Source organism: Caballeronia sp. ATUFL_M2_KS44 (genome assembly GCF_023630965.1).
Lineage (GTDB): Bacteria > Pseudomonadota > Gammaproteobacteria > Burkholderiales > Burkholderiaceae > Caballeronia > Caballeronia concitans.
The window spans coordinates 85,678-109,250 of sequence record NZ_JALQEA010000051.1; the positions used below are offsets into that span (position 1 = coordinate 85,678).

At 62.6% G+C, this 23,573-nt stretch carries 21 protein-coding genes and 3 pseudogenes; 12 read left to right on the plus strand and 12 right to left on the minus strand.

Features of this window, described 5'->3' with window-relative positions; all coding sequences use genetic code 11:
* Positions 1-17 precede the first annotated feature (17 nt).
* Together NCR39_RS21050 and NCR39_RS21055 are read right to left on the minus strand one after the other, a co-directional pair.
* Entirely contained in the window at positions 18-992 is a 975-nt protein-coding gene (locus NCR39_RS21050) for a PDR/VanB family oxidoreductase (RefSeq protein ID WP_250454018.1), read from the minus strand.
* A gap of 204 nt (positions 993-1,196) precedes the next feature.
* Positions 1,197-2,549: an MFS transporter gene (locus NCR39_RS21055; RefSeq protein WP_502800256.1), complete on the minus strand. Its 1,353-nt coding sequence runs from the start codon at positions 2,547-2,549 to the stop codon at positions 1,197-1,199.
* A 228-nt stretch (positions 2,550-2,777) separates the two neighbouring features.
* On the opposite strand from NCR39_RS21055, the gene NCR39_RS21060 reads away from it, so the two are divergent.
* The gene (locus tag NCR39_RS21060) at positions 2,778-3,365 is read left to right on the plus strand and encodes a MarR family winged helix-turn-helix transcriptional regulator (protein ID WP_040053308.1); all 588 of its coding nucleotides are present in this window, start codon (positions 2,778-2,780) and stop codon (positions 3,363-3,365) included.
* Positions 3,366-3,462: 97 nt separating this feature from the next.
* On the opposite strand, the pseudogene NCR39_RS29810 reads toward NCR39_RS21060, so the two are convergent.
* Positions 3,463-3,901: pseudogene (locus NCR39_RS29810) on the minus strand (bacteriohemerythrin).
* 401 nt (positions 3,902-4,302) lie between these two features.
* A pseudogene (locus tag NCR39_RS21065) lies at positions 4,303-5,151 on the minus strand (phosphatidylserine decarboxylase family protein); the annotation flags it as partial.
* A 137-nt stretch (positions 5,152-5,288) separates the two neighbouring features.
* Between NCR39_RS21065 and NCR39_RS21070 the strand changes: the two are divergent.
* Together NCR39_RS21070 and NCR39_RS21075 are read left to right on the plus strand one after the other, a co-directional pair.
* Positions 5,289-5,891, plus strand: coding sequence for a hypothetical protein (locus NCR39_RS21070; RefSeq protein ID WP_250454020.1), 603 nt, complete (start codon positions 5,289-5,291; stop codon positions 5,889-5,891).
* 52 nt (positions 5,892-5,943) lie between these two features.
* Positions 5,944-6,537, plus strand: coding sequence for a hemerythrin domain-containing protein (locus NCR39_RS21075; protein WP_250454370.1), 594 nt, complete (start codon positions 5,944-5,946; stop codon positions 6,535-6,537).
* A 35-nt stretch (positions 6,538-6,572) separates the two neighbouring features.
* On the opposite strand, the gene NCR39_RS21080 is transcribed toward NCR39_RS21075, so the two are convergent.
* From NCR39_RS21080 to NCR39_RS21095, 4 genes are all read right to left on the minus strand, one after another.
* Positions 6,573-8,891, minus strand: a complete 2,319-nt coding sequence (locus NCR39_RS21080) for an FdhF/YdeP family oxidoreductase (protein ID WP_250454021.1) — start codon at positions 8,889-8,891, stop codon at positions 6,573-6,575.
* 148 nt (positions 8,892-9,039) lie between these two features.
* Positions 9,040-9,537, minus strand: a complete 498-nt coding sequence (locus tag NCR39_RS21085) for a YciE/YciF ferroxidase family protein (protein WP_250454022.1) — start codon at positions 9,535-9,537, stop codon at positions 9,040-9,042.
* Between the two features lie 81 nt (positions 9,538-9,618).
* Complete coding sequence (gene nadE, locus NCR39_RS21090) at positions 9,619-10,464, minus strand: NAD(+) synthase (protein ID WP_250454023.1); 846 nt, start codon at positions 10,462-10,464, stop codon at positions 9,619-9,621.
* 28 nt (positions 10,465-10,492) lie between these two features.
* Positions 10,493-10,993, minus strand: coding sequence for a CinA family protein (locus NCR39_RS21095; RefSeq protein ID WP_250454024.1), 501 nt, complete (start codon positions 10,991-10,993; stop codon positions 10,493-10,495).
* 280 nt (positions 10,994-11,273) lie between these two features.
* Between NCR39_RS21095 and NCR39_RS21100 the strand changes: the two are divergent.
* A pseudogene (locus NCR39_RS21100) lies at positions 11,274-11,480 on the plus strand (cbb3-type cytochrome c oxidase subunit I); the annotation flags it as partial.
* Positions 11,481-12,061: 581 nt separating this feature from the next.
* Complete coding sequence (locus tag NCR39_RS21105; RefSeq protein ID WP_250454025.1) at positions 12,062-13,315, plus strand: glycosyltransferase family 4 protein; 1,254 nt, start codon at positions 12,062-12,064, stop codon at positions 13,313-13,315.
* A 2-nt stretch (positions 13,316-13,317) separates the two neighbouring features.
* Here the strand turns inward: NCR39_RS21105 and NCR39_RS21110 are convergent, their stop codons facing one another.
* Entirely contained in the window at positions 13,318-14,427 is a 1,110-nt protein-coding gene (locus NCR39_RS21110; RefSeq protein WP_250454026.1) for a nucleoside hydrolase, read from the minus strand.
* Here NCR39_RS21110 and NCR39_RS29925 point away from each other — a divergent pair.
* On the plus strand, positions 14,413-14,700 hold the full coding sequence (locus tag NCR39_RS29925) for an LrgB family protein (RefSeq protein ID WP_502800257.1): 288 nt from the start codon (positions 14,413-14,415) through the stop codon (positions 14,698-14,700). The genes NCR39_RS21110 and NCR39_RS29925 overlap by 15 nt on opposite strands.
* Before the next feature lie 21 nt (positions 14,701-14,721).
* On the opposite strand, the gene NCR39_RS21120 is transcribed toward NCR39_RS29925, so the two are convergent.
* Positions 14,722-15,147: a CBS domain-containing protein gene (locus NCR39_RS21120; RefSeq protein WP_250454027.1), complete on the minus strand. Its 426-nt coding sequence runs from the start codon at positions 15,145-15,147 to the stop codon at positions 14,722-14,724.
* Between the two features lie 158 nt (positions 15,148-15,305).
* Here NCR39_RS21120 and NCR39_RS21125 point away from each other — a divergent pair, with 158 nt between their 5' ends.
* The 4 genes from NCR39_RS21125 (at position 15,306) to NCR39_RS21140 (ending at position 20,536) form a co-directional block, all read left to right on the plus strand.
* Positions 15,306-16,388 carry a glycosyltransferase family 4 protein gene (locus NCR39_RS21125; protein WP_250454028.1) on the plus strand — a complete coding sequence of 361 codons (1,083 nt, stop codon included), beginning with the start codon at positions 15,306-15,308 and terminating at the stop codon, positions 16,386-16,388.
* Between the two features lie 195 nt (positions 16,389-16,583).
* Positions 16,584-19,010, plus strand: coding sequence for a glucose/quinate/shikimate family membrane-bound PQQ-dependent dehydrogenase (locus NCR39_RS21130; RefSeq protein ID WP_250454029.1), 2,427 nt, complete (start codon positions 16,584-16,586; stop codon positions 19,008-19,010).
* A gap of 103 nt (positions 19,011-19,113) precedes the next feature.
* On the plus strand, positions 19,114-19,296 hold the full coding sequence (locus tag NCR39_RS21135) for a hypothetical protein (protein WP_250454030.1): 183 nt from the start codon (positions 19,114-19,116) through the stop codon (positions 19,294-19,296).
* An 82-nt stretch (positions 19,297-19,378) separates the two neighbouring features.
* Positions 19,379-20,536 carry a YihY/virulence factor BrkB family protein gene (locus NCR39_RS21140; protein WP_502800259.1) on the plus strand — a complete coding sequence of 386 codons (1,158 nt, stop codon included), beginning with the start codon at positions 19,379-19,381 and terminating at the stop codon, positions 20,534-20,536.
* Positions 20,537-20,575: 39 nt separating this feature from the next.
* On the opposite strand, the gene NCR39_RS21145 is transcribed toward NCR39_RS21140, so the two are convergent.
* The gene (locus tag NCR39_RS21145) at positions 20,576-21,709 is read right to left on the minus strand and encodes a PDDEXK nuclease domain-containing protein (RefSeq protein WP_250454031.1); all 1,134 of its coding nucleotides are present in this window, start codon (positions 21,707-21,709) and stop codon (positions 20,576-20,578) included.
* A 151-nt stretch (positions 21,710-21,860) separates the two neighbouring features.
* Here NCR39_RS21145 and NCR39_RS21150 point away from each other — a divergent pair, with 151 nt between their 5' ends.
* The gene (locus tag NCR39_RS21150; RefSeq protein WP_250454032.1) at positions 21,861-22,085 is read left to right on the plus strand and encodes a hypothetical protein; all 225 of its coding nucleotides are present in this window, start codon (positions 21,861-21,863) and stop codon (positions 22,083-22,085) included.
* Here the strand turns inward: NCR39_RS21150 and NCR39_RS21155 are convergent.
* Complete coding sequence (locus tag NCR39_RS21155; RefSeq protein WP_250454033.1) at positions 22,082-22,699, minus strand: CDP-alcohol phosphatidyltransferase family protein; 618 nt, start codon at positions 22,697-22,699, stop codon at positions 22,082-22,084. The genes NCR39_RS21150 and NCR39_RS21155 overlap by 4 nt on opposite strands.
* A gap of 214 nt (positions 22,700-22,913) precedes the next feature.
* Here NCR39_RS21155 and NCR39_RS21160 point away from each other — a divergent pair, with 214 nt between their 5' ends.
* Positions 22,914-23,543: a lysophospholipid acyltransferase family protein gene (locus NCR39_RS21160; RefSeq protein ID WP_250454034.1), complete on the plus strand. Its 630-nt coding sequence runs from the start codon at positions 22,914-22,916 to the stop codon at positions 23,541-23,543.
* The last annotated feature ends 30 nt before the right edge of the window (positions 23,544-23,573 follow it).

Here is a 23,573-nt window from a genome sequence, read left to right on the forward strand (position 1 = left end):
ACGCTTCTCCAGATACTTCAAAGATCGAGTACAAGTTCTTCGCTCTTCGCACGCGACACGCAGATCATGATCTGATCGTGCTTCTCGTCGTCGCCGAGCACCATGTCGCGGTGGTCCGCCTCGCCGGCGCACAACGTGGTGCGGCACGATCCGCAGGTGCCGCTCTCGCACGAACTCGGCGCGCGGATGCCGTTGTCGCGCAAAATTTCGAGGATCGACCGGTCCTTCGGGATCTCGAAACAACGGCCCGAGCGTTCGAGCTTCACGCTGAAGGACGTGTTTTCCGCCGCGCGCGACTGATCCACGCCGAAGCTCTCGAAATGCACGGCGCCGGCCGGCCAATGGCCGGTCATGTCGTGCACGCTGTCCATGAGCGCGCGCGGACCGCAACAGTAGACATGCGCGCCGCTGCCGGGCTTTTCGAAGACCGGCCAGAAATCGAAGGCGTTGGCGAGGTCTCCGTGATCGTGGTGAATCACCACGTGCGGCTTCCACTCCGCGCTCGACAATTCATCGAGAAACGCGGTCGTTTCTGCGCTGCGCGACACGTAATAGAGCTTGAAACGCGGGCCGGACGTGGCCTTGAGATGACGCATCATCGACAGAATCGGCGTGATGCCGATGCCGCCCGCGACGAACACGAAGCTGCGCGCGCGCTCGCTCAATCCGAACTCGTTGCGCGGCTCCGATACCTCGATGCGATCGCCCTCCGCCACGTCATCGGTCATGCTGCGGGAGCCGCCTCGGCCGGAGGCGTCGCGCTTCACGGCGATCACGTATCGGTCGGTCTCGTCCGGATCGTTGCTCAACGAATAGCTGCGGTTCACACCGCTCGGCACACGTACTGTCACATGCGCACCCGCCGTGAAGGGCGCGAGCGCGCCGCCTTCCGGGTCACGCAATTCGAAGCTCACAATGCCGTCCGCGATGGGGTTCTTCTTCACCACAACGAGCGACCTGAAGGACAGTTCGTTGCTCGCCGTCTCGCTCATTTCCGCACTCTCCCGCTTCGTTGATCATCTGCGCGGCTGGCTCATCCTCGCCGCATTCATGGACTTAATATTAGATATCTAATGATTTTGAATCAAGGGGGTTTTCCCTGAAGGATCGCGCGGAGCCATCCAAAAAAAACGGCGCCGGAAGGCGCCGCCATGCTGCGAGAAAGCCGATCTCCGCGGCCGCGTGATTCAAGCGACTCACGCGTGCTTTTCCGCATGCTCGCGCAAGCTGTTCGCGGGCACGCCGATCAGCACGGCAAAGCCGCCGAGAACCACGAGCGCGGCGATCGCGGACAAGCCGATTGCGAGACTGCCTGTCATCGTCTTGATCCAGCCAAGTGCGATCGGTCCGCAGAACGCACCGATTTGCCCGAGACAACTGATCGCGCCGATGCCTGCGGCCGCCGCGTCGTCCGATAGATACGCAGGCGGAATCGACCAGATGATCGCGGCCGCGCCGAAATAGGAAATCGAGATCATGCCGAGGCATGCGATGGCCGCGACGGAATTTCCGGAAAGCACCGGCAGCAGGAAGCCGCCCAGTGCGCCCACCGCCGTGCAGACGAAAAAGTGCCAGCGCCGTTCGAGCGTCACGTCCGAGCTGCGCGCCACCGCGAACATGCCAAGCGCGCCGATGATGTACGGCAACGCAGACAACAGGCCGACGTTCAGCACGTCCGCGACGCCCGCCTGACGGATGATCGTCGGCGTCCAGTAATTCAGGATCGTTCCGCATAGGGGCACGGTGCCCCAGCCCGCCGCGAGGATATAGACGCGTGGGTCTTTGAGCGCGACGAGCAGCTGATGGCGCGTATGCTTCGCCGGTTTCTTCTCCGCGCGGTCGGCGGCAAGCGCATCGAGGATGATCTTCTTCTGGTCGTCGTCGAGCCAGCGCGCGTCCTGCGGCCGGTCGACCAGATAAAAGAACGCAACGATGCCCATCGCCAGCGCCGGCAGGCCTTCGAGGAAGAACAGCCATTGCCAGTTCTTGAATCCGAGCGTGCCGTTGAAGTTGTGCAGGATCCAGCCCGAGAGCGGACCGCCGATGATCCCAGCCGCCGCAATCGCGAGCAAAAAACGCGACGTGATGCGCGCACGCCGCGCGCCGGGATACCAATACGTCAGGTACAGGATGATGCCGGGCCAGAAGCCCGCTTCCGCGGCGCCCAGCAGAATGCGCGCGACATAGAACTGCGTGGGCGACGTCATGAAGGCCATCGCCGTGGAAATGCCACCCCACAGAATCATGATGCGGGATATCGTGAGTCGCGCGCCGATCTTCTTGAGCCACAACGTGCTCGGCACTTCGAGCAGGATATAGCCGATGAAGAACAGACTCACGCCGAGTCCGTAAGCGGCATCGGACAGACCGAGATCCTGCTTCAGATTCAGTTGCGCGAAACTTACGTTCACGCGATCGAGGTAGTTCAGCACCCAGCACACAAAGATGAACGACATCAGCCGCCACGTGACTTTGTGATAAGTGGCCTCGATACGCGCGGCCGTCGCGTCGGCTTCCGACATGAACTCCGTGACTGTGGATTTGGCCACAAGACGTCTCCGTTGCGTCTGCACACAGGAACGATGCGGGGTCGAATCCAGCCCCCATCGAAAGTTTTTTATTCGATATCTAACTATAATGATAAGGACCGGCCACCACGCGAACAAGCTCGGGTTTGCACCGAGACATGCGGCGCGGACTGCGAATGCGAAGGCGGCGGATCGAGCGGATATGATGTCGGCTGGGCAAGACCTCTGGTTCGGAAAGAAGAGATCGTCATGACACGAAAGAAGACTGTGGAAGGCGCACCGCGCGAGACGGCTGAAATCTTGCGCCACTGGCACGAAGCCGTGCCCCATGACCGCCTCGCGCATCTGGTGAAGGACGCGACGCGCTCGATGGTGCGCGCGCTGCAGATGCGGCTCGCCGAGCATTCGGTTTCGTTCGGGCACTGGACTTTTTTGCGCATCCTGTGGGAAACGGATGGCCTCACGCAGCGCGAGCTGAGCGAACAGGCAGGCGTGATGGCGCCCACGACGTTTGCGGCCGTCACCGCGATGGAAAAGCTCGGACTCGTCGAACGTCAGCAGCGCCCGGACAACAAGAAGAACACGCATGTGTACCTCACCGCCGAGGGCCGCGCGCTGAAAAGAAAGCTGGTGCCGCTCGCGGAAGAAGTCAACGAGATCAGCGTAACGGGGTTGAGTGAGCGCGATATCAACGTTGCGCGGAAGGTACTGCTGACGATCATCGAGAATCTCGCCGAGGACGAGGCCGAGTCGACGAATCCGATGCGGCGCGTGCCCTCGACGCGCGAGCTGGGGCGCATCATCGCGGAGCGCGGCGAGACACTGGAGGATGTGTAAGCAGTGTGGGCCGCGCCAGCACAGCGGGCACGCGACGACGCCGTCAGAACTTGCGCCGCAGCACGACAGGCTTTCCACTCATCGTTCGTTTCGTCATTCACGCGGCCAGCGCCGAATCCATGTAGTCGGCGTGTCCGGGGAACCACTCGAAAAGCGACCGGCCGAGATCTCGCACGAGTTGAGCCGAAACCCCGGTCCTGCCGGATCGCCTCTCCCACCTCTCTTACTGATTTCAATACGGCGGCGTGCTCGTCGAGATGGCAGTCGCGCGGAGGAAAGCTCGTCGAGCGCATCCACTCGTCTCGCTGTTCGAAATGGCTGACGGCGTGCTTCTCGAACGCTTCGATCGCCGAGATGGCCTTGGCGTCCGTGCAGCTCACCAGTTCCAGTGCAAGCGAAGAGAACGCTTCGTGCACGTCGTCCATGGGCGTGAAACCCAGCGAACCGTCATCGGGCCAGACGATACTGGTTTCGCCGGCCGGCGCGGGCGTGTTCGTGTTCGCGTCCGGGACGACATTGGGAACTGCGTTGCGCATTTCATCTCGCATGATTGCGATACGCCATGGGCGGGAATAGAGTCGGCGCCCGATCGATGCTGGCCCCGCCGAGTTGATGGCGTAACCTAAAGCCGCAGCTTGTCCGATTCGGAAGTTGAAGTAGGTGCCGCGTCGGCCAGTCATGGTACAACTGAACAGATGCCGCTCAGTGTTCGACGGCGGGCCTTCATCACTCACCGACCCGAGTCTTCTCGCACGAAAATCGGAGGTTCTACAGGGCGTCCGAAAGCACCGGTGCACGGATCCGTTGGCCGCCTCGCGATCGCGAACGCAAACCAGGCCTCCGATCCCTTTTGCTGCGCCGAACTTACATTCGCCGTTTCGACGACCTCCGTACAAACTATTACCCTCACGTACGAACTTTTATCCCTTTCGATAACGACCGTTCCGCTCACCGGCGCGTGCCAGCGATGATAGTAAAACGCACTCAGGAAAGCCTGATAAACGCTCCCGCCGACGAAGCGCTTCGCCAGCGCCGTCTCCTTCGCCGTGAAGATTTCCTTCAGCGAATACGGCTGCGACTTGATCCAGAACGAATCTTCAAGCTTCACATCGTGCTCGATGTTGTACGGCGACGCCTCGCACGCGCTGACGATGAGCTTGTCGTTGTCAGGTTGCGCAACGGGCCGTGCGTGCGGCCTGAACTCGCGCGTGAAGAAGTGATTCCATGAAGAGAATCCCCAGTAAGGCTTCTCGGGATCGCATAGAAACTGCGAGAGGCCGATCTTGCCGTCCGCTTCCGCGCTGAACCAGCCGTTCGGCGCGTCCGTGTTCAGATGCTCCCGCGAATGCGGTCCGCTCAAGAATCCGGACCACGTGTTCAGCACGCGCTTCATGTGCCTGTTGAATGCGGGATCGCGAAAGAGCGCATAGCCCGATGGCATGACCATCGGCCAGTCGAGTATCGCGTTGATCGGGCAATGGATCAGGCTCGACTCGCTGAAGGGCGGCGCATAAGTGAGCATCGCATCGAGCAGGATCATGCATTCGTCGATGTTCGCGTAACCGAGTTCGAAACCTTCGGCACGCGCCTCGTCGATCGCGCGCGAGAAGTTCATGCGAACTACCGGGTCCTCGCGTATGAACGCAGCGAACTCTTCGATGACGCTGCTTCTCTTCGCCGTCGCCGCGCGCTTCATCGCCTGAGCGGCGAAGTCCTTGCGGAACCGCGCGACCGCGTCTTCCTTGCGCGGAAGCCAGCCGCCGAGTCGGCGCTTCTCGTTTGTCATCGTGCGTTGCCTCCTTGCCGTAAGTCGTAGATACGTGAGCTTGTCGCGGCAGCATGGGGCATTCCATGACGCGAGGCGGAATGTGCTTTGCTTTTACACAGCACGTCCCCCGCCGTTCCCACAAAAGAGGTGAATTCATGAGTGAAGTCCCCTTCCCCTTTCCCAAGTCGCCCGCGAATCAAAGCGATGCACGCAGCAAGCCCGCGGCGATCGCGCGCGGACTCGGCTGGTACAGCCTCGCACTCGGCGCAGCCGAATTGCTCGCGCCTAACGCGGTCGCGCGCGCGGCCGGCGTGCGAACCAACTCCGCGCTGATGCGGCTCTATGGTCTGCGCGAGATTGCGTGCGGCATCGGCATTTTGATGTCGCGCGATCCCGCTCCTTATTTGTGGGCGCGCGTCGCCGGCGATGCGCTCGATCTCGCCACGCTCGTCTCCGCGTCCGACATGAACAAGGACGAGAGCCGCACGCATGCGCTCGGCGCGATCGTCAACGTCGCGGGCGTCACGGCACTCGACGTGCATACCGCGCTCTCGCTCTCCAGGGCCGACGAAGCGGAATCGCACGTGCGTACGCAACGCTATGTGTCGATGTATCGCAATCGCAGCGGCTTCCCGCGTGCGCCCGACGCGATGCGCGGCGAAGCGCTTCGCACATTCGAAATGCCCCGTGACATGCGCGCGCCCGACGCGCTCTTGCCCTACACGCACTCGCAATTCAAAGCGGCGAAAAGCGCCTGAGCGTTCATAACAAGAAACATGTCCCCACATTCAAGAAGGAGTCAACGTGGATATGCAATCCTGCTCGCCTTCCATCACGACGATGATCCGCATGGATCACACGCACGTCATGGCTGCGTTTCATCGCTATCACGCGGACAGCCAGTGGTGGCGAAAGCGCGCTATCGTCGAACTCGCGTGCACGGCGCTGGAAATTCATGCGCAGCTCGAAGAAGAGATCTTCTATCCGGCGCTTGGCGAAGCCATGCCCGGCGACGACACGCTCGCGAAGAGCAAGCCCGAGCACGACAAGATGCGCGAGGACATCGCGAAGCTGCGCGCAATGGGCCCCGACGATGCCGCCTACGACGCGCGCTTCATGCAGCTCATGCGCGAAGTCATTCATCATGTCGCGGATGAAGAAACGGTACTGCTGCCCACGGCAGAACGCGCGCTGGCGTCGCGGCTGTCGGAGCTTGGTCATCGCATGACGGTGCGACGGATGCAGCTCGTCGGGCAGCATCGGCCCGCTGCCATCGCGGCGAATACGATGGGTACGTTCCCGCTCGCGTCGCTGATGGTCGTTTCGCTCGGTGCGCTCGCTATCGCATCTTGTCGGCGGCCTTCGGCATCGCGCCGCATGAAGCGCGTAAGGGGCTACGCTTAACGCATCTCATGCATCTAACGTGACGCCGCGCGTCTTCATTGCGCGCGCGGCGTCCCGTTCACTTCCACGATATGCACGGGAATCGACTTCGCCGCCGGCACCTTGCTTTCCTTCGCGTGATGCCATAGCGGCAGGAGCGGATTGCACTCGGGGTAGTAACCGGCGATGCAGCCCACGGGAATGTCATACGGCTGTATGCGCAAGCCCGCGACGCGCCGCTCGAACCCATCGTTCGCAATGGTCTGCACGGTCACGCGATCATCCTTCTTCACGCCGTGGCTCTGCATGTCGGCTTCGGACATCAGAAGCACCATGCGGCCGCCGCTGATGCCGCGAAAACGGTCGTCGTGACCATAGATCGTCGTGTTGAACTGGCTGTCGCTGCGAAGCGTCATGAGCCTGAGCGCCTGCGCATCGCGCTCGGGCATGTCCGGATCTTCGACGATGGATTCCGGCACGAAGAACTCCGCCTTGCCGCTCTTCGTCTTCCACTTGCGCTCGCGCGCGGGCAGATCGCGCGGGAAACCGCCAGGCGTCCACATCCGCGCGTTGAAGTCGTGGAAGGTCTCGGGATACGTCTTCGCGATTTCATCGCGCACGAGCGCATAGTCGTTGCGCCAGCGGTCCCAGTCCACGGTCGAGCGATCGCCGAGCGTGTGCTTCGCCATTTGCGCGACGATATACGGCTCCGAACGCGCATCGGGCGATGCCGGTTCCGCCACGCCACGCGAGCCATGAATGCAGCCGGTGCTGTCTTCCATCGATACCGCTTGCGCGCCGCTTTCCTGTGTATCGATTTCGATGCGGCTCAGGCAAGGCAGGATATACGACTTCTTGCCGTGCACGAGATGACTGCGATTGAGCTTGGTCGCGATATTCACAGTGAGTTCGAGATCGCGCCACGCCGGTTCGATGCGCCCGCGATCCGGCACCGAACGCACGAGATTGCCGCCGAGATTAATCACGGCGTTGACCTTGCCTTCGAGCATCGCCTGAAATGCTTCGACGGTATTCATGCCTTTTTCGCGCGGCGGTTCGAAGTGGAACTGGCTCGCGAGCTTGTCGAGCGGCGCAAGCTCCGGCTTCTCGGTGATGCCGACGGTGCGCTGTCCCTGCACGTTCGAATGCCCGCGCACCGGCGACGGCCCCGCGCCCGGCCTGCCTATGTTGCCGCGCAAGAAGAGCAGGTTGCAGAGCATGCGCACGTTCTGCACGCCTTCCCTGTGCTGCGTGATGCCCATGCCGTAATGCGCGATGGCGGCGTTCGCGCGCATGTATTCGTCGGCAGCGGCTTCGAGGTCCGCGCGCGAGAGACCGGACAAGCGCTCGATATCGTCCCACGATGCAGCGCGCACGTAGTCCGCGAACGCTTCGAAGCCTGTCGTCTGCTGCTCGATGAATTCGACATCCAGTATGCGCGGCTGGCCGCTTTCCTTCGCGCGGTCGTCGGCAGTCACGACAGCCTTGCAGATGCCGAGCAACGCGGCCGAATCGCCGCCCGTCTTCACCTGATGATATTGCGTGCTGATGACCGTATGCGCGGGCGTGATCATTTCCACCGGCGATTGCGGGTTCGAGAACTGCAACAGGCCCGGCTCGCGCAGCGGATTGAACGTGATGATGGGCACGCCGCGCTTTCTCGCGTCCTGCAACTGATGCAGCATGCGCGGGCTATTGGTGCCGACGTTCTGTCCGAAGAAGAACATGAGGTCGGTCTTCTCGAAGTCGTCGAGCGTGATGGTGCCGACGCCCACGCCGATGGCCTCTTTAAGCCCGACGCTCGTGCTTTCATGACACATGTTCGAGCTGTCGGGCAGATTGTTCGTGCCGTACATGCGCGCGAAAAGCTGGAACATGTACGACGTTTCGAGCGATGCGCGGCCCGACGCATAGAACACCACGCTCTTCGGATTGAACCCGCGCAGTTCGCGGCCGATGTCTTCGAACGCTTCTTCCCAGCTCACGCTCACGTACTTGTCGCTTGCAGCGTCGTAGCGCAAGGGCGCAGTGAGACGGCCTGCTTCTTCGAGATCATGATCGTGCCACGCGTTGAGTTGCGTTACCGTGTGAAGCTCGAAGAACTGCGGCGTCATGCGCTTCGCGGTCAAGTCCCATGCGGTCGCCTTCGCGCCGCTTTCGCAGAACTCGAACGTATGCGGGTCCGCAGGCTTGGCCCACGAGCAGCTCACGCACGCGAAGCCTTCCGGCTTGTTCTGTTTGAGCAGCACCGTCGTGTCCTTGAGCGGCACTTTCTCCTGAACGAGCACGCTGGCGACGGCCTTGAGCGATCCCCAGCCGCCGGAAGAATAGGGATAGGCGGCGCTCTTGCGCGCCCCGTTGTCTGATTCGGCCATGTCTCTTGCCTCGGGCTTCTGGTTGTCTTTAATTAACGCCCGAGCAAGGGATGTTCCCTTTCTAACCGCCTTCGGCCGCCTTCCCTGAACGCAAAAAAAAAACGCGCCGGCGATGCGGCGCGTGATGCTGCGATGCGCAGTCCCTCAATCAACCCACGGCCTGCGCCTCGCCCGCGATCTGAGTCTTCGCAAGCTCGGTGAGTTTTTCGTCGGTGGACTTTTCTTCCTGGAGCGTTTCGAGGAGCAGCTTCATCGCTTCTTCGTGGCCGAGTTGCTTCGCGAGTGTGGCGAGCGTGCCGTACGTCGCGATCTCATAGTGCTCGACCTTCTGCGCGGCGGCGATCAGCGCGGCATCGCGAATCGGGCCTTGCTCGAAGTCCTCGATCTGTTCCTGTCCTTCTTCCACGAGGCCTTCCATCGCCACGCACTTGATGCGCTTGAGCTTGATCCCGCACACTTCCACGACCTGATCGATGCGTTCGATCTGACCATTCGTTTCTTCCAGATGCTGCTGGAACGCCTGCTTCAGTTGCTCATTCGAGCTTGCGCGCGCGAGCTTGGGCAGCGCCTTCGTCAATTGCTTCTCCGCGCTATACACATCCGACAATGCGTGAATGAAGAGGTCCTGCAAAGTTTTCGATGCCATGTTGCCTCCAATTCAAATGAGTGAGTTCGACCAGTGTGATGCCGGTCATGCGGCGTTAGCAGCGCAATCAGCATTCCCATTTCAGTCGCGCGGCAACTCGACCGGAAGCGCCCGCTTGTGGCGCGTTGCGGTGTAGAAGCGGCGGATTGTAGTGAGCACTTCCGCGCTGACATCCTTGCCTTCCAGAAAGTCGTCGATGTTCTCGTACGAGATGCCGTAGCTGTCTTCGTCCGGACGTTGTGGCGTGAGCGTTTCGAGGTCCGCCGTCGGCATCTTCATGACGAGGCGTTCGTCCGCGCCCATCGCCCGCGCGAGCGCGCGCACGCGGCGCTTGGTGAGGCCCGACAATGGAAGGATGTCCGCGCCGCCGTCGCCGTACTTCGTGAAGAAGCCCATCAACGATTCCGCCGCGTGATCCGTGCCGATGACCACGCCGCGCCGCGCGCCCGCCATCGCGTATTGCGCGATCATCCGCTCGCGCGCCTTGATGTTGCCGAGCACGAAGTCTTCCTGGAAATCGTCGGTGTATTGCACGCCGCCTTCCTTGAGCGCCGCGAGCATTTCATCCGATGGCCGCTTCACGTTGACGGCGAACGTCTCGTCGGGACGGATGAATTGCAGCGCGAACTGCGCGTCTTCTTCGTCGCCCTGCGTGCCATACGGCAGCCTGACCGCGACGAAGTGCGCCTCGTAGCCGCTCGCTCGCAGGCGCTCCACGGCGAGTTGCGCGAGACGCCCTGCCGTCGATGAATCCACGCCGCCGCTGATGCCCAGCACGTACGTTCGAAGTCCGCTCGACTTCAGATAGTCCGCGAGGAAAGCGACGCGCCGTTCGACTTCGGCGTTCGCGTCGAAACGTTCGCGCACGCCCAGTTCCTCGATGACCTGCCGCTGCCACTGCCGCTCGTCGCCGTCCTTGTCCAGCATGCTCGCCTCCTTTTCCGTGGTTTCGCAGTCAACGCCGTGGCAGACGATCGAAGTAATGCTCGATGCGCGACAGCGCGTAATGCGCGGCGGCGCTTCTGACTTCGTTGCGATCGCCATCGAAGCGTTTCGTTTCGCTGAAGGTCACGATCGGGCCGCCGCGCAGTTTGTAGGACCACGCGAAGCATTGCGTGCCGGACGGCGGGCCGTCGTCGGGCGGGGTATCGGCGACACCGGTGTTCGATACCGCGACATTCGCGCTGCATCCTTCCTGAATCAGCGCGCCTTCCGCCATCTCGCGCGCGACTGCTTCGCTCGTCAGGCCGTGTGCCTTCATCGTTTCTTCGCGCACGCCGAGAAAGCCGGCCTTGCCCGTCGGCGAATACGCGACGAAGCCGACGTCGAGGCAACTGCCGCTTCCCGGCACCGACGAAACCAGCGACGCGATGTAGCCTGCCGTGCACGATTCGGCGGTCGCGAGCATCAGGCCGCGCGAACTGAGGAATGAAACGACTTGTCTGGCGATATCCATGCTTTCGGCCTCGCTCGTCTTGCTGGCAATCTCCTTACGGCCGAATTCGTCCAGCAAACCGCGCTCCACAAGGCCCGGGCACAAGATCAGCCGTTCGGTGATCACGGCGACGATCGTCTCCGCGTTGCTGCTCGTCGGGCTTGTCTTCGCGGATGTCGTCACGGATCGCGCGATATCGCGCTTGCCGGCGGCGAACGCGCTGCATATCGAGGTGACGGGGTATATCAATGGTGGTGGCAGGCGCGCTATGCGCCCGAAGGCGGCGGACGCGCGACGCTTCATCGTGACGACGTTCGTGGTGATCTTCGCGATGCCGTCGGTCATGCCATGCAACACGGCGCTCATTCTCGACCGGCTCGTCGGCACGCACTTCCATAACCCGGCCAAAGTCGGCGACGTGCTGCTCTGGCAGCATCTCTTCTGGTTTTTCGGGCATCCCGAGGTCTATCTCATCTTCATTCCGCCGCTCGGCTTCATTTGGTCGATGAACGATGTTGCTTCGTTGCGGAGTAAGTTGCATAAATGAGTGGGTTACGACACAGAAATTTCGTCCCAATCGTTAAGATATCTTAATTACCTTGCGGCAAATGCTACTGCAAATGAAAGGTGACGGAACACTCACTAGCCCGATTCAAACGAAACCATTTTCATTCAGACGAATACGATTGAACCCTTTGTCAGGCAGTCCATCCAAACCCTTTCATCCCCTGCGGAAACTGGCAATCAACAGTAAGTACGAGCGGCACTATTGACACTCACTCGTAACCAGATGTCACCATAAGCAGAAAGTTTTGCCCCAACGCATCATCAGAAGTTTGAATTGTTGCAATACGAAGCCTTGCATTTGCTTACGTTTGCCTTTGCGCCTTCTCAAGCTTTTTGGCTTATCCTAAACTCCTGCTTACCAGGAGCGATGGCGCAACTGCGGACCATGTTGTGCTTCATTTCCACGACGGCTGCAGCGGCGTACCCCTTGCCTCAGAGAACGTATATGAACGCATACGAATGTATCTTTCAGGCAAGACCGAGGGCGCCTCATCGAAGGACGACGACACTACTTCAAACGCCGTGAAAATACTCATCGTCAACACGCTGTACTACCCGGACAAGATCGGCGGGGCTGAAGTATCCACGCAACTGCTCGCCGAGGGGCTCGTCAGGGCAGGCATGGACGTGTGCGTTGCTTGTGCAACGGGGGCAGGCGCGGATAGCGTTTCCGACTTCAACGGAGTCAAGGTCTATCGTCTGCGTTCGGCCAACCTCTATTGGCCGCATGCGCCGAAGAAACGCGGGCGCGTTGCCCGATTCGTCTGGCATGCCATCGATGTCGTCAACGTCGTCATGTCGCGCAAGCTCGCCGGCATCATCGCGCGCGAAAAGCCGGACATCATTCATACAAGCAATCTCGCTTGCATTTCCGTCGACGTATGGCGCGCCGCGCGCAAAGCGGGCGTGCCCATTGTTCATACCGCGCGCGATTACTACTTGCTGTGCCCCGCCACGACGATGTTTTCCGACGTCGAACCGTGCAAGCGCCAATGCGGTTCATGCGCGCTGTATTCCGCGCCTAAGAAGGCCGCATCGTCCCGCGTTCAGGTGGCCGTCGGCGTGAGCCGCTTCGTTTTGCAAAAGCACTTGAATAACGGCTATTTTCCGCAAGCCACGCGCACGGCTGTCATCAACAACTGCTATGTGCCGAGCAAGGACGCCGCCCTGCATGAAAGGCCGCCCTACGTGAGCGGCCCCGTGCGGCTCGGCGTGCTCGGTCGCGTGGAGCGCAACAAGGGCTCGGAGGTCGTGCTCGAACAGCTCACCGCCGACAACACGCTCGACTGGACACTCGTCTACGGCGGCAATGGCGATCCCGAATACATTCGCTCGCTGAAGGAGAAGTACGACGATCCGCGCGTGCAATTTCTCGGGCACGTGAAGCCAAACGATTTCCTTCGAAGCATCGACATTCTTATCGTGCCGTCGATCTGGTATGAGCCGTTCGGGCGCGTGATCGTCGAAGCCTATTCGTATGGCGTGCCGGTCGTCGGTGCGAATCGCGGCGGCATTCCCGAAGTCATCGAATCGCGCTCGAATCTCGTGTTCGACATGGAACGTCCTGAGACGCTCGTCGAAAAGATTCGCGAAGCAATCGCGTTGCTGAAGGAACCGTCCGTGCATGACAGGCTGCGCAAACACGCCGATACCTTCAGCCCCGATTCGATGGTCAATGCCTATCTCGACGTGTACCGCAGCGCGCTCGGCGGCGCCATCAAAAGAACCGTCGAACCGGTGACGCCGGCCATCACTCCCAAAGCGCGCATGGACTGAACTTACTGAAACTTCACGGGCACCGGGCTCGTGAGTAAGTTCACGTAGAAACTGAAGAACCTGTCGTTGTCATACCGCGTCACGTATGTGATCTTCTGCGGCGACGCGCCCGCAGCCGGCGCGTCCGGATACACGCGCACGTGTCCCTGATCTTCACCGGGCGTCGTATCGATATCGAGGTAGGCGCTCTGCGTTTGTGTTGCATAAGTCGGATCGAGAAAGTATCCGATGGTCAGCGTGTCGTAGATATTCGTGTTGTTCGCGAATGCGCCCGCGTTCTCGATGGCATACGCCTGCGTCACCGCCGTCTGTCCCGTCGGCGGATTGACGATCTGGTTATAGACACTCTCCGTCAGCGGCACGGTGTCGGTCACATCGAGCGGAATGACCTTCTGCGGAATGGTCGTCTGCAAGAGCGTGCGCACGGCCACCGGATCGAACCACCAGTTCAGTTCGCCCACCGCGTTCGCGTTGCCGGGCACGTTCATCGCGCCGCCCATATAGACGATCTGCTTGATCAGCGGAACGATCTCCGGCGCTTTTTGCACGGCGGTCGCGAGGTTCGTCGGCGGTCCGACTTCGATGATCGTCACCTGGTTCGGATAGCGCTTGATCGTATCGATCATGAAGTCCGCGGCGGCTTCGGCCTTCAGTTGCGTCGATGTCGCGAAGCCGTCGGGCGGCGCCGTGAGTTGCGATTGCTGCGTCGGCTCGGGCCGCATCCACGCGCCGAAGTAGCCGTTCGGATTCGCGGCCTGCTGCGCGCGGATGCTCGCGACGTCATATTGCAGCGGATAATTCGCGCCCGCATACACGCCCACCTTGTCCTGCACGCCCATGCGCTCGACTGCCTTCAGCGCATCGGCTTCTTCCTGCAGCAGCCAGTCGTTGCCGGTCACGACGCACAGGCCGAGCAGATTGACCTTGCCCTGCCCCATCAATTGCGTCGTCATGGCGAAGAGCTGGCCGTCGTCGCCCATCGTGTTGAAGTCCGAGTCGATGATGACTTTCGGCGCGTCGTTGTAGGCATCGTGATGATCGGAACCGCCGCAACCGGCCATTACGCCGACCACGACTGCCGTGAGGAGTCCTGCTGCATGGCGAGGCGTCATCGCTGTCTCCTGATCGTTCGAATGATGGCCGCCGACGTCAGCGGCTTCTTCATTCTAGGAGCATTCCGTGCATTCGTCGGCTGGACTGGCGCTTGCTCACGCGCTCTCGCATCGCTTGCGCCGATGGCCGTGGCGACGTCCATCGGCGGCATTCCTTCGTTGACGGCGGTGCTCGTCATATCGACGGGCATCTTCGGCGCGGCATTCGCGCGCGTGATCCTCAACACGTTGCGCGTGAGCGAGCCGGAAGCGATGCTCACATGCTGGCTGTGAGCGTCTAGTCCGCCGACGCGATCATCGGTCGGGCACGGAAGGCGTGGATATCGCCTGAATCGTCGATGACACTTCGCCGTCCGAGTAACTCGCGATATCGCCCAGCGCGAGCATGCCGACGAGATGCTTCGCGTTGTCCACCACAGGCATGCGCCGAATCTGAAGTTGCTCCATGCGCTCCATCGCGGATTCGATCTCGTCGTTCTCGAAGCACCATTCCACCGGCTCGCTCGCGACTTCCTGCACGGTGCACGTCGAGTCCTTGCCCGCCGATACCGCGCGCACCACGATATCGCGGTCCGTTATCACGGCCTTGAGCTGCTCGCCGTCGCAGACGGGCAGCGCGCCGACGTTGAGTTCATCCATCAACTCGGCCGCGCGGCGAATGCTCTCGTTCGGCGCAATGCTCTGCACGCCGCGTGTCATTACTTCTGCCACCTTCGTCATGACGTCCTCCGTTTGAAAACGCTGGCCATCGGTTGAGCATGCCTCGTGCCGTCGACGAGCGCGCCGATCGCATCCAACGCGGCGCGTCGGCCTGAACATTGCTTCGGAAGCCGCATCACCGAAGCCATGCATCGGCGTGGCCGAACAGGAATTCATCGATGAAAATCGCACAGGTCGCACCGCTCTACGAGAGCGTCCCTCCTATCGCATACGGCGCCACCGAACGCATCATCTCTTACCTCACCGAAGCGCTCGTCGCGCTCGGGCACGACGTCACGCTGTTCGCCACGGCGGATTCGCGCACGCACGCGCAGTTGCACAGCAGCACGCCCACCGCGCTATGGCGCGACGAACGCGTATGGGACACGACGAGTCATCATCTGCGTCAGCTCGATGCGGTCATCAAACATTCATCGCAGTTCGATGTAATCCACTTCCACACGGAACCCCTGCATTTGCCGATGCAGCGCTTCCTCGCGTGCCCGTCGATCACGACGATGCATGGCCGCCTGCTGCCCGCCGATCACGGCCCGCTCTTCGCCACGTTCACGGATGCGCCGCTCGTTTCCATCTCGGACAGTCAGCGCGAAGCCATGCCCGATGCGAATTGGCGCGCGACGGTTCATCACGGCTTGCCGCTGGACGAGATGCGTTATTCGCAGGACGGCGGCGACTATCTGCTATTCGTCGGACGCGTGATGCCGGAGAAGCGCATCGATCGCGCGATAGAAATCGCGCGGCGCGCGGGCCTGCCGCTGAAGATCGCCGCAGCGGTGCATCCCGGCGAACGTGCGTACTTCAAGGAAACGGTCTCGCCGATGCTCGAGGCGTCGCAATCGTTCGTGGAATATCTCGGCGAAGTGGGCGGCGAAGCCCGCCGCGCGCTCTTTGCGAATGCACGTGCGCTCGTGTTTCCGATCGACTGGGAAGAGCCGTTCGGCCTCGTCATGATCGAAGCGATGGCGTCAGGCACGCCGGTCATCGCGTTCAGGCGCGGCGCGGTGCCCGAAGTGCTCGAACAGGGCGTGAGCGGCCTGATCGTCGATAACGTCGATGAAGCCGTGCAAGCCGTGCGCGATCTCGGCGCGATCGATCGCGCGCGCTGCCGCAAGACCTTCGAGAAGCGCTTCAGTGCGGAGCGCATGGCGCACGACTATCTCGCGGTGTATCGCGATCTGGCGGATAACCGCGCGAGCGCGGCCAGCATCGTCGACTCGGACACCGGCGCATTGCAGGCATAGCGAAAGCCACGCGCTTTCGGCAATACGCAGCCGGAGAAGGCGGTGGCACGTCGAGTGCTTGAGGCCCGACAGTCCCGATCAATACGATCGTTGCGATCGTTGTCCGAAGGCCCGCGGCACAGGCGCTTGCGTTCACGTTTGCGTCTGTGCCGCGCGGCCGTATCGACCATCCATCGTTCCGAACAGAGGTGCGTAATGAATACGAACTCCCCGCCGGTGCGGCCGCGTGCCGGCTCGCCATCTCCCGTCGTGAAATGGCTCACCATCCTGTTCCTCGCGATATCGGGGCTTTATCTCGGCGGCGTCGGCATATGGCTCGTCACCATCGGCGGATCGCCTTATTACGTGATCGCCGGTCTCCTCATGCTCGCGGTCGCGTGGCTCATCGGGCGGCGCAACGCGTCGGCGCTCTTCGTCTACGCGCTGCTGCTCGTCGGCACGCTGATATGGGCGGTCGTCGAAGCGGGATTCGATTTCTGGGCGCTCGCGCCGCGTCTCGACGTGCTCGTCGTCGTCGGCATATGGCTGTTGCTGCCGTTCACGTATCGGCTGTATGCAAGTCCGGTCGGCAAGGGCGGCCTCGCGGTGGCGGTGGCGCTCGTGCTGACGGGCATCGCGCTCGTGTACGCGGCGTTCAACGACCCGCAGGAAGTCAACGGATCGTTCGCGCGGCAAGGGTCGGCTGCACCGGCTACCGCTGCCGCAACGTCAGGGCGTCCGGGCGACTGGCTCGCCTACGGCAACTCGCAAGGCGGCACGCGCTATTCGCCGCTCGCGCAGATCAACGACAAGAACGTCCGCGATCTCCAGCAAGCGTGGAGCTTTCGCACGGGCGACATGAAAGGCCCGAACGATCCCGTCGAAATCACCGACGAAGTCACGCCGATCGCCGTCGACGGCACGCTCTTCTTCTGCACGCCGCACCAGAACGCCATCGCGCTCGACGGCGCGAGCGGCAAGGAAAAATGGCGCTTCAATCCCGAGCTGAAGCCGGACCCGAGCTTCCAGCACGTCACTTGCCGGGGCGTCTCCTACTATGAGACGCCCGCCGCCGCGCAGGCGCGCCAAGCGAACGACACGTCGAAGCTGCCGATGTGCGCGCGCCGCATCATCCTGCCCGTGAACGACGGCCGCCTCTTCGAACTCGACGCCGCCACGGGCCAGCGCTGCCCCGGCTTCGGATCGAACGGCGTGGTGGATCTCCAGCACTTGCAGCCGGTCAAGACGCCGGGCCAGTACGAGCCGACGTCGCCGCCCATCGTGACGTCGAAGGTGATCGTCGTCGCGGGCGCGGTGACCGACAACTACGGCACGCACGAGCCGTCGGGCGTGATCCGCGGCTTCGACGTGGAAAGCGGCAAGCTGCTGTGGGCCTTCGATCCGGGCGCGGCCAATCCCAACGCGATCCCCGACGATCAGCACGGCTATTCGCCGAACTCGCCGAACTCGTGGGCGCCCGCCGCCTACGATGCGCAGCTCGACATGGTCTACTTGCCGATGGGCGTCACCACGCCCGATATCTGGGGCGGCTATCGCACGCCAGATCAGGAGCGCTATGCGAGCGGCCTGCTCGCGCTCAATGCAACGACGGGCAAGCTCGCGTGGTTCTATCAGACGGTGCATCACGATCTATGGGACATGGACTTGCCCGCGCAGCCGACCATCGCGGATATCCGCGATGCGAGCGGCAACGTCGTGCCGGCCATCTACGCGCCCGCGAAGACCGGCAACATCTTCGTGCTGGACCGCCGCACCGGCAAGCCGATCATTCCCGCGCCCGAGCAGCCGGTGCCGCAAGGCGCGGCCACGGGCGATCACGTTTCGCCGACGCAGCCGTTCTCCGAACTCACCTACCGGCCGCAGAAGAACCTGACCGGCGCGGACATGTGGGGCGCGACGATGTACGACCAGCTCGCGTGCCGCGTGATCTTTCATCGGCTGCGCTATGAAGGGCCGTTCACGCCGCCGTCGGAACAGGGCACGCGCGTCTTTCCCGGCAATCTCGGCATGTTCGAATGGGGCGGGCTCGCCGTCGATACGGACCGCCGCATTGCGATTGCGAATCCGATCGCGCTGCCGTTCGTCTCGCGGCTCATTCCGCGCGGGCCGAACAATCCGATCGAGCCGCCGCAAGCGGGACAGGCGGGCACCGGCACCGAGGTCGGCATTCAGCCGCAATACGGCGTGCCGTTCGGCGTGACGCTGAATCCGTTCCTCTCGCCGTTGCGCCTGCCGTGCAAGCAGCCGGCGTGGGGCTACGTGTCGGCGCTCGATCTCGATACGCACAAGGTGATCTGGAAGAAGCGCATCGGTACGACGCGCGATGCATCGCCCATTCCGGTTCCGTTCAAGATGGGCATGCCGATGCTCGGCGGCCCGATGACGACGGCGGGCCGCGTGTTCTTCATCGGCGCGACGGCGGACGACTACATCCGCGCGTTCAGCACGGATACCGGCGACGAGTTGTGGAACGCGCGCCTGCCGGCCGGCGGACAGGCCACGCCGATGACGTACGAAGCGAACGGCAAGCAGTACGTGCTGATCGCGGCGGGCGGTCATGGCTCGTTCCTGACGAAGCTCGGAGACTACGTGATCGCGTATGCGTTGCCCGACAAGCAGTGATTTTTCGGGCACGCGGGCGTTAATCGTCCGCGTGTCCGCCAAGCATGATCGTTGCTGAGAGCGTGATGCGCACCCACGCTAAACGGCACCAAGGAGAATCGCCATGCCAGATGCTTCCGATCCGCAAAAGCCCGATCCTTCGCAATCCGAGATAGCGCGCGGCACGCCGCCCGCGCGCACGCCGGAGACGTTGCCTGACACGTTGCCCGACAACACCGACCTTCAGCCCGATCAACAGCCCGTGCGCGGCACGCCGGATATGTCGAGACCGGGCACGGATAGCTAGGCTTCTTCTACGTCATCGCTTCCGATTCAAGGCTGGCACTCCCGATGCTAGGAGCTTACGGCACGATTCCGAGGAGGCAGCGATGGACCACACCGCCGGGCAACATTCCCAATCCTTCATGAGCCGCGTGATCGCGTGGCCCACCCGCACGTTCAAACGATTCAGCGCCGACCGTGGCGCGCCGATGGCCGCGAGCATCGCGTTCTATTCGGCGTTCTCGCTTGCGCCGACGCTCGTGATGGTCATCGCCATTGCCGGACTCGTGTTCGGCGCCGAGGCCGCGCGCGGGCAGCTCTTTCACCAGATCAGCGGGATGCTCGGCAACGATGCCGCCGCGAGCGTGCAGGCCATCGTCGAGCACGCGCATCGCAGCGGCGGCGGCGGCATTGCGGCGATCGTGTCGTTCGTGCTGCTGGCGGTGGGCGCGTCGGCGACGTTTTCATCGCTGAACACGGCGTTGTCGATCATCTGGCCCGCCGAAGGCAAACCGAAATCGGGCGTCGCCACGATGGTGAAAGTGCGCCTCATCTCCTTCGGCCTCGTGATGGGCGTGGCGTTCCTGCTGATCGTATCGCTCGTGCTGGACACCGCCGTGCAGGCCGCCGGGAAGTGGGTCTTCGGGGAGTCGCCGCTCGTGGTCATCGGCGATATCGTGCAGTTCATGCTCGGGCTCGTGATCTTGTCCGCCGCGTTCGGCGCGCTGCTGAAGTATCTGCCCGATGGACACGTGCAATGGCGCGATGCGCTCGTCGGCGGCACGATCTCCGCTGTGCTGTTTTCGGTCGGCAAGAAGCTGTTCGCGCTCTATCTGACGCACGCGGGAACGGCCAACGCGTTCGGCGCGGCAGGCTCGCTCGCGGTGCTCTTGATGTGGCTGTATTTCGCGGCGGCGGTGGTGCTGCTCGGCGCGGAAGCGGCGGCGACGAGAGTGGAAGCGCGCGGTGAGGCGCCGGTGCGGGCGGACGCGGAGGATGCGAACGCGCCTGCCGCTTCCGATGCAGCCGGCCCCGTGCCGATGCCCGCGCCTGTCGTCTCGGTGACGTCCGTTCCGCGCGTTCGGCAGATCGAGCGCCGCGAACGCGTGCCGTCGTCGACGTGGGCGCAAGCGCTGGCGAAGGGCATCGATGCCGTGAAGGCCAATCCGAGCCGCATCGCGATTGCGGCGGCCGGAGCGAGTCTCTTCGTGTTCACGAAGGGATCGCGTCGCACGGACGAGAGGCATCGGTCGGCGAAGGCTTGAAGCGCAGGCGGGGGCGTGTGGATGAGCCCTCGCCTTTCTTCATTCCTTCCCCCGCTCCGCTTCCCACTCCCGCCGCACCCGCGCGAGTTCCTCCGCCAGCACCGCTTCGTCCGGCAGCATCATGTGATACTCGGCCGCGAGCACCTTGTTCGGCAGCCCGTCGAGCGCGTACTTCGCCACCGCCGCATTGGTCCGCGCGCACAGAATCAGGCCGACGGGCGGATTCTCGCCCGGCAGCGTCCAGTGCTCGCGCGCGTAATTGCAGTACATGTGCATCTGCCCGACATCCGCGTGATTCAGCTCGGTGAGTTTCAGATCGATGATCACGAGACACCGTAGCCGCCGATGAAAGAACAGCAGGTCGACGCGATACCAGCTATCGCCTATCCGCAACCGGCGCTGCCTGCCGACGAACGTGAAGTCGCCACCGAGTTCGAGCAGGAAGTCCTCGAGCCGATGAATCAGCGCATCTTCTAGCTGACTCTCCGAATACTCGTCCTTGAGGTCGAGGAACTCCAGAACGTACGGATCCTTGATGGCCTCTTCAGGCGTCACGATGTCGCCGCGCGCCGCGATGCTTCCCTTCTCGATCATCGCGCGCTTGTCGCGGGACATCAGCGTGCGCGTATAGAACTGGCTGCCGATCTGCCGGTCGAGTTGCCGCACGCTCCAGCCGCCGCGCAGCGCTTCGCCTTCGTAGAAGCGGCGTTCGTCGTCGGAGCGCGTGCGCCGCATCAAGTGCACGTAGTGCGTCCACGAAAGCGGGAATCGCTCGGCCACATTCGCGAGCGATGAATTCCGAATCGCCGATTCGGATTTCGCCTTCCCCGCCGACGCCGATTTCCGATCCGCCGATTCGGAAATCGCTTCCGTCACGGCCGCCGGATACGCCTGATAGAAGAGCCGCATCAGTTCCAGATTGTCGACGCCGAAGCCGCGCCCGAAGCGCTTCGTCAGATCCGCCGACAGCCGCTGCAACAGCGCCTGCCCGTAAGCCGCGCGGCCCGCGCCGCCCTGCTCGAATTCGACGATCCGATGCCCGATGCGCCAGTAAGTCGCCGTCATCAGCGCATTGATGCTGCGCGCCGCCGCCTGCCGGCCCTGCTCCAGAAGCGCGAGCACGTCGCCGAGCGTCGCGCCGTAGTCGTCCTCGGGGAGAATCACGTCGTTCATCGTCGTCCTTTCTCGTCCTTTCGTGCTGTGCCGGCGTCCGCCCGCCGCTTCGAAGTGTCGCATACGCGGCTTGTGTCGCCTGGCGCACATATTAGTCTGACGATTCGCCTTAGGCTTCGGGCTTCATGCGATTCCGGCGCCGGCCAGTTCAATGACCCAATACTTCACTTCGAGGCAAGGCGCGATCAAGCGTCTCATGGACCTGAAGCGGCAATTCGCGCGCTCCGGCCATTCGTTCCTCACCATCGACGGATGGTGTTGCGACGGCGTCGAAGTGAACGGCATCGATCAAGTGCTGCTGAACGTGCGCGCCGGGCGCATCCTGTCGTTTCGACACGCCGACGCCGACGGCGATCAACTCGTGTACATCAGCTAGCGCGCCCGCGTCTCCACAATCCCCGCGCGCACGCGACGCATCGCCGTCAGCACGGCCAGCGCGATCAGCACGCGCCACAGCCACACGCCGATTGTGCCGATAACCCCCGCGCTTACGCCCGCACCGATCCACAACGCGAACGCGCCGATGGCGAGCGCGCGGTCGCTCTTGCCGAACGGACCATCGTATCGACGGCTCGCGCCCGCGAGCGGCCCGATCAACCCCGCGCATTCGACGATCACCGCGCTCAGCGCGAACAGCCAGACATCCGCAGCGGCAAGACCGCCGATCGCGAGAAACGGCAGCACCAGCGCGATGTCCGAAACGACATCGCCGAGTTCGTTCAGATACGCGCCCAGCACGCTCTTCTGGCCGTGCTCGCGGGCGAGCATGCCGTCGATGGCGTTGAGCGCCATGCGCACGAACAGCCAGACGGGGATCAGCAGAAACAGCGCGCGATGCGCCGACGCGAAACCCGCGAGCGCGCCGACCGCGACCGAACCAATGGCAGCGGCAAGCGTCACCTGATTCGCCGTGACGCCATGGCGGGCCAGCCAGCCGGTCAACGGGCGTAAAAGACCCTGGAAACGGGGTTTCAGTGCGTAAAGACTCATGGAACGAGGCGCGCAGGCGCGCGAGAAATGAAACGCGCTACTATCACGACCCGCGCGGCTTGCGTCAACCATCAGGAATGCCAAGCTAGTTAAAGAGGCGGATGTGTCAACGCATCGACGATATTTGGCAAATGTCGTCACGGCCGGTTGCGTCGATCTTGAGCTTGTGACAGGAATAGCGCCCTGTTCACATTCAACCTCGAACCATCGACCGATGAAACTCACGCACATCTGGCAACGCGATCTGCTTCTCACGCTCGTGCGGCTCGTGGCCGGCGCTTATCCGGTGTGGCATGCCGGGCCGCCGTCCGCCGCGCAGAAGCTGTACTTTTCGAATCACACGAGCCATATCGATACGCTCGCCATGCTCGCCGCGTTGCCGCGCCACTTGCGCGACGCGGTGCGGCCCGTCGCCGCGCGCGATTACTGGGATTCGGGTCCGCTCAAGCGTCACATCGCGCAGAAGCTGCTGAACGTCGTGCTGATCGACCGGCGCCGCGAGACCGGAGGCGATCCGCTCGATCCCGTACGCGATGCGCTCGCAAGCGGCGCGTCGATCATCATCTTTCCCGAAGGCACGCGCGGCGCGGATACGTTGCCGCAAGCCTTCAAAAGCGGCCTCTTTCATCTGGCGAGCGAATTTCCGCACGTCGAACTCGCGCCCGTTTATCTCGAAAACCTGCAGCGGATCATGCCGAAAGGCGCGATTTTCCCGATACCGCTCATCTGCAAGCTGCACTTCGGCGCACCGCAGGCGCGCCGCGATGGCGAGGACAAGGCTTCGTTCCTCGCCCGCATGCGCGATGCCGTCGTCGCGCTCGCGCCGCAATCGAACGCGCGCTGAGCGCGTCCCTTCATCGCATATCGAAAACAT